This is a genomic window from Chitinophaga sp. (assembly GCF_039596135.1).
In the GTDB taxonomy this organism is placed as follows: Bacteria; Bacteroidota; Bacteroidia; order Chitinophagales; family Chitinophagaceae; genus Chitinophaga.
Genome location: NZ_JBCNKH010000131.1, coordinates 1 through 5,529 on the forward strand (window position 1 = coordinate 1; position 5,529 = coordinate 5,529).

Sequence of the window (5,529 nt, forward strand, 5' to 3'; positions counted from 1 at the left end):
ACCTCTCATTTTTGCAGATAGTAGTCTGAACTATGCGCTTTGGTTTGGTTTTGAGCAACCTTTGGGAGATACCATTGCATACAAGAAGGATGATATGACGGTGTACCCCAACCCGGCATATGCCAGTACAGCAACGGTCAAGTACGTGATGAGTGATGGTAGCGGGAGTTCAGGGATCACCCAGATCGATATCAGGATTGTCAATCTTTCGGGGCAGCTGATGTTTACAGATTCGCAGACGATAGACCCGGCGGAAAGTATATTTCAATACAAGTTTGACGTAGATAAATACAACCCCGGCATATATGTAATCACGTTGTTTATGGATACAGGTATCAAAGCCAGCCGAAAATTTGTAAGGGTGAGATTATAGAGAATATACCTTATCTTAAAGGTATGAAAAAGATAATTCCACTCTGCCTGCTGGCAATTGTTATGATGACCCATATGCGCGCCATAGCCCAAAAAAGCCCGGTACTGAACCATATCGCTGTATATGTATATGATCTTGAAAAAACCACTGCATTCTATAGGGATGTTCTCCAGATAGATACGATTCCAGAACCTTTTCATGATGGCAGGCATTCCTGGTTTAAGATCGGGGAGCATAGCCAGTTGCACCTGATCAGGGGCGCAGCGGCGGTAACTACCCACGACAAGAACGGACACCTGTGCTTTAGTATACCGTCTATGTCAGCATTTATAGACCGGTTGCATGCGAACAAGGTGCCTTTTGAAAGCTGGCAGGGTGTGCCGGATACTCCTAATAAGAGAGTAGATGGTGTGCAGCAGGTTTATTTTAAAGACCCGGAGGGGAACTGGATTGAGGTGAATGATGATCAATACTAAGCCTGTGCCGGGGGATTGAATGGGTTAATCTCTTTGGGGTGACTCCCTTCTTCCAGTAAGGCCCGCGTTTTAGGCAAACAATAAGGATGATTGTCCCGTAAAAAAACAAGCATCTTTTCCCTGATATCACAGCGGAGATCAAATGCCTTACCTGAACTGTTGGCACTTACCAGGAAGCGGACTTCGACCACCCGTTCTTTAATATCAGTGACCTGTACTGCTTTTACTCTTCTATCCCATAGCGGGTGGGTTTTGAGAATGCGGTCAAATTCCTCCCGCATGGCATCGAAAGGCGCGGTATGATCCAGGTATAGAAAGGCTGTACCCAATATGGCGGAGCCGGTGCGGGTCCAGTTCTGAAATGGCTTTTCAATAAAATAATTGATAGGCAGGATCAGTTTACGCTGGTCCCAGATACCCAGTACCACGTAGGTAAGCGTGATCTCTTCTACCCTGCCCCATTCACCTTCCACAACGAGCACATCGTCTATACGAATGGGTTGTGTAAAAGCAATCTGCATACCGGCGAGGAAATTGGACAGTGACCGCTGGGCGGCAAAGCCGATGATGATACCACTGACGCCTACCCCCGTCAATAAGCCTGCACCGATCTTGCGGAGACTATCAAAACTGAGTAGTACTGCACAAAGTGTGAGCACCAAAATTGTGCTGATGGCGAGCTTACGTACGAACTGTAACTGGGTCCGCATTTTACGTTCCCGAAGGTTGTCTTCCTTGTTCAGGTCGTATGTGTGGTAAACATAGTCTTCAAAGACCTTGACCAGGCCTGCGAGGGCGAAGCCAAAAGAAAGGATGAGGCCTATTTCGGCAGTTTTCGAGAGGATATTCAGTGGCTTTTTGGAAAGCTCCATGAATGGGAGTACGAGGTCAAAAACCAGTAATGGAAGTAAATAGTTCACCGCCAGACCCAGGTGCTTAAGTATAGACCTGATCAAAGAATAACTGGTATTATTCTTTGTGGTATAGCGCAAGATAAAGGCCAATAAATACTTGATTATCAGTCCGGTAATCAGTGCCGAGGCACCTAGCAAAATATTCCATAAAAATGGCGGCAGGTTCAGGTGATCCCGTAAAACTTCCAGCATGGTCACGTTATTTTGTTCTGAAAAGCCTAATTTCCCACAAAGAACATACCGGGATGGGCTGTAGTTGATACCTCAGGTAGCCGTTTTTGGCCGGATTGTGCTATCTTTAATAAATATTTAATTATTTTAAACAGTACACGCTTTGTATTTTGATGAATTTGACCTGGATGACAGGGTATTAGACGGAATTGATGCAATGGGTTACGCCACAGCAACGCCTGTACAGGAAAAAGTTATCCCCCCCATTATTGCTGGTAAGGATATTCTCGCCTGTGCGCAGACCGGCACAGGTAAGACTGCCGCTTTCCTGCTACCCATTATTCACCGGCTCCTTACCGAACCTCACGATAACCATAAGATCAATTCCCTGATCATTGTACCTACACGGGAACTGGCGGTGCAAATTGCACAGACGCTGGAAGGGATGTCTTATTTTACCAATATCAGCTCTATTGCTGTGTATGGAGGTAGTAATGGCGCCTTGTTCTCTGCCGAAAAGAAAGCCCTGACTTCAGGGGTGGATATAGTGATCTGTACGCCGGGGCGTATGATTGCACACCTGAATATGGGATATGTGAAGCTGGATGCAGTGAAATACCTGGTTTTGGATGAAGCTGACCGTATGCTGGATATGGGTTTTAATGATGATATCATTAAAATTACTTCCTTCCTGCCCAAGGTGAGACAAAACCTGTTGTTTTCTGCGACGATGCCGGATAAGATCCGGAAACTGGCCCTGAAGATACTGCACCAGCCGGAGGAAATTAATATTGCGATTTCCAAGCCGCCGGAAAAGATTGTGCAGGAGGCTTTTGTGGTGTATGAAGAACAGAAACCTGCATTGATAAAAGCTTTGCTGAAAGCGAAGCAGTTTGAGAATATTATTATCTTCTGTTCCCGTAAGCAAAATGTAAAGCAGCTCACGTATGAGTTGCAGAAGGCAAAGTTTACAGTAGAGCAGATACATTCAGACCTGGAGCAGGATAAGCGGGAACAGGTGCTAATGGATTTTAAGAGTAAGAAATTAAAAATCCTGGTGGCTACTGATATATTGAGCAGGGGGATTGATATTGAGGATATCAACCTGGTAATCAATTATGATGTGCCGAATGATGCAGAGGATTATATACATAGGATTGGCCGTACGGCGAGAGCGGCAACGGATGGTACAGCTTACACGATTGTGAGTGAGAAGGAACAAAGAAAGTTTGCGAGGATTGAAGAGGTGTTGGGCAAGTCGGTAACCAAAGCAGTGGTACCGGCGGAGTTGGGGCCTGTGCCAGCGTATACGGCAAAGCCGGGAAGTGGAAAGAAGCGGCCTGGAGGATATAAGTTCAGGAATAATAAGAACAGGTATAGTAATAAAAAGTAAGGCTTAAAAAATACATTTTAAAGCCCTGGTCATTTGGCCAGGGCTTTTTTAATTCATGGCCTTGTCATTCGGCCAGGGCATTATTCTCTCTTTTTCCATTTTTGGGAAAATCTTCCTGAAAATAGACCTTTTTCAGGCCATGCCAATCTCAAAATCAGCCACCACAAAGGATTTGTCACGGTTTCATTTTCTGGCCTTTAATTGGTTTCTACTATATCAAACGGCAACAAAATGGCAACTAAAACAGACAGCAAGATATACGTCGTAGATGATGATCCATTTTATCTGGCAGCTTACGATAAACACCTGAGAGCTCAGGGCTACAACCACATTTCCTGCTTTCTTTCAGGCAAGGACTTCCTGGAGCAGCTGACAGATGAGCCGGATATCGTAATCCTGGATCATGACCTGGGTGATATGACCGGTCTGGATGTGCTGAAAGAAATCAAACGCTTTAACACGAACATCTTTGTCATTTTTGCCAGCGCAAGACAGCAGCCAGACATCGCTACTGCCTCTCTCAAAAATGGTGCTTTTGACTACATTATAAAGGACGACAATGTGCTGGAACACATTACATCTACACTCAGCAAGCTGTTCGTTGTACAGGACTACCTGAAGAAGAAAAAACGTAACAACCGCTTCTTCTTTTTCTTTAGCCTGATCGTCGCCACGCTGATGATTGTAAGCTTTTTGCACGACATGCTAAGACATTAAATCAATGTTCTATTTAACCACCTACGATTGTTTACATGATGGTCCTTTTATCCCTATACCTGTAAAACTCATTTTTAAAACACGCGGCCATGAAAAAGATTATAGCAGTTCATTTAACAAACGACAGGAGTGGCAACACACTGATCTTCCGCGAATCGCTGGAAGCACTGGCGGGGAAGGGCATGGATATTCACCTGATTACGAATGGCAATAGTCATACACCAGGATATCTTACAGATTTATCAGATATACAGTATCACTATATTAATTATATAGAACGGGGGAACAAAATGCGTTTATTCTTCAGCTTCCTGCTGGCGCAGATGAGTATCTTCTTCAAGGTACTATTGTTGAGTAAAAAGGGTGATAAGGTATACATTAATACTTTACAACCTTTTGGAGCGGCATGGGCCAGCAGGCTGAAGGGGGCGCAAATTACCTACCACATTCACGAAACAGCGATACAGCATGCTGCTTTCAGGAAGCCGATGCTCAAAAGTGCACAGTTATTAGCACACCAGATCGTATATGCTTCCAGGTTTGTACAGTCTCAGTTTGAATTCAGGAATGCAGAGAAGAGAGTCATTCATAGCTGTTTGCCCAGCACTTTTATACAGGAAGCGGTATTGCATGCGAAGCATGGTACCCGCAAGACCATCCTGATGGTGGCGAAACTGGAAGAAGAAAGTGGCGTGGAAGAACTGATGGAACTGGCGCAGACAATGCCCAAGGCACAGTTTGAACTGGTGATCGAAGGGACATATAAAGAAATTGGAGATTATTTTAAGGGTGTGATGGTACCGAACAACGTCATGATTTACGATGCACAGCAGAATTTGCACCCATTCTATCAACGTGCGGCTGTGGTGGTGAACCTGTCTCATGCGGCATATTACCAGGAGACATTTGATGTCAGTATTCTGCAGGCAATGAGTTATGGCCGTCCGGTGATTGTACCGCTGGCAGGTGGTGCGAATGAACTGGTAGCGCATGGCTGGAATGGTTACCGCATCAGCGGACATTATATAGAGCAGGTACGCAAGCATATTGAACAGTTGATGAATAACAAGCCGTTATACGCAGATATGAGTTGTGCGGCGCAGCTGGTGGCGAGTCAGTTCAAGCCAACACAATTCAGGCAGCAGGTTGAGGATGTATTTATGGAAGGGACCTGCTATACACCTACTAAGAAACAAGAGGTAGCCGAGGTATTGCTTTATCCTGCGGCTTTGCAGGAATACCTGAATACAGCGTTGAATTAATTTTTGTTGCGTGTATCAGTATCGGGGCCCTGGTGAAGATTGAGGGGGACAGGGCCTACAGATACTGGCATGATGAAAGATATTATGTTTGAGAGTATGTGAAACTTCACATCCCGGCCCCGGTGGTAAGAGAAAGGGAGGAGGGAACTGGATGGGGCCAGGAGATGGAAGTTAGTTAAGAGATTTGCTTTGGGGGTTTTAATAAATGGGGAGAGTAGAGGGG

General features: G+C 45.1%; 7 protein-coding genes. 5 read left to right on the forward strand and 2 right to left on the reverse strand.

The annotated features are described in order from the left end of the window. On the forward strand, nucleotides 1-373 hold a 373-nt coding region (locus ABDW16_RS31090), incomplete at its 5' end, for a T9SS type A sorting domain-containing protein (RefSeq protein WP_343675350.1). Between the two features lie 23 nt (nucleotides 374-396). Next, nucleotides 397-849 carry a VOC family protein gene (locus ABDW16_RS31095; protein WP_343675352.1) on the forward strand — a complete coding sequence of 151 codons (453 nt, stop codon included), beginning with the start codon at nucleotides 397-399 and terminating at the stop codon, nucleotides 847-849. Here the strand turns inward: ABDW16_RS31095 and ABDW16_RS31100 are convergent. Beyond that, nucleotides 846-1,955: a mechanosensitive ion channel domain-containing protein gene (locus ABDW16_RS31100; protein WP_343675354.1), complete on the reverse strand. Its 1,110-nt coding sequence runs from the start codon at nucleotides 1,953-1,955 to the stop codon at nucleotides 846-848. The genes ABDW16_RS31095 and ABDW16_RS31100 overlap by 4 nt on opposite strands. A gap of 142 nt (nucleotides 1,956-2,097) precedes the next feature. Here ABDW16_RS31100 and ABDW16_RS31105 point away from each other — a divergent pair, with 142 nt between their 5' ends. The 3 genes from ABDW16_RS31105 (at nucleotide 2,098) to ABDW16_RS31115 (ending at nucleotide 5,306) form a co-directional block, all read left to right on the forward strand. After that, on the forward strand, nucleotides 2,098-3,327 hold the full coding sequence (locus ABDW16_RS31105) for a DEAD/DEAH box helicase (protein ID WP_343675356.1): 1,230 nt from the start codon (nucleotides 2,098-2,100) through the stop codon (nucleotides 3,325-3,327). Nucleotides 3,328-3,558: 231 nt separating this feature from the next. Beyond that, nucleotides 3,559-4,044 carry a response regulator gene (locus ABDW16_RS31110; RefSeq protein ID WP_343675358.1) on the forward strand — a complete coding sequence of 162 codons (486 nt, stop codon included), beginning with the start codon at nucleotides 3,559-3,561 and terminating at the stop codon, nucleotides 4,042-4,044. Between the two features lie 89 nt (nucleotides 4,045-4,133). Continuing rightward, nucleotides 4,134-5,306 carry a glycosyltransferase family 4 protein gene (locus ABDW16_RS31115; protein ID WP_343675360.1) on the forward strand — a complete coding sequence of 391 codons (1,173 nt, stop codon included), beginning with the start codon at nucleotides 4,134-4,136 and terminating at the stop codon, nucleotides 5,304-5,306. On the opposite strand, the gene ABDW16_RS31120 is transcribed toward ABDW16_RS31115, so the two are convergent. After that, nucleotides 5,303-5,529, reverse strand: a 227-nt coding sequence (locus ABDW16_RS31120) for a hypothetical protein (RefSeq protein WP_343675362.1), incomplete at its 5' end; no start/stop codon positions are given. The genes ABDW16_RS31115 and ABDW16_RS31120 overlap by 4 nt on opposite strands.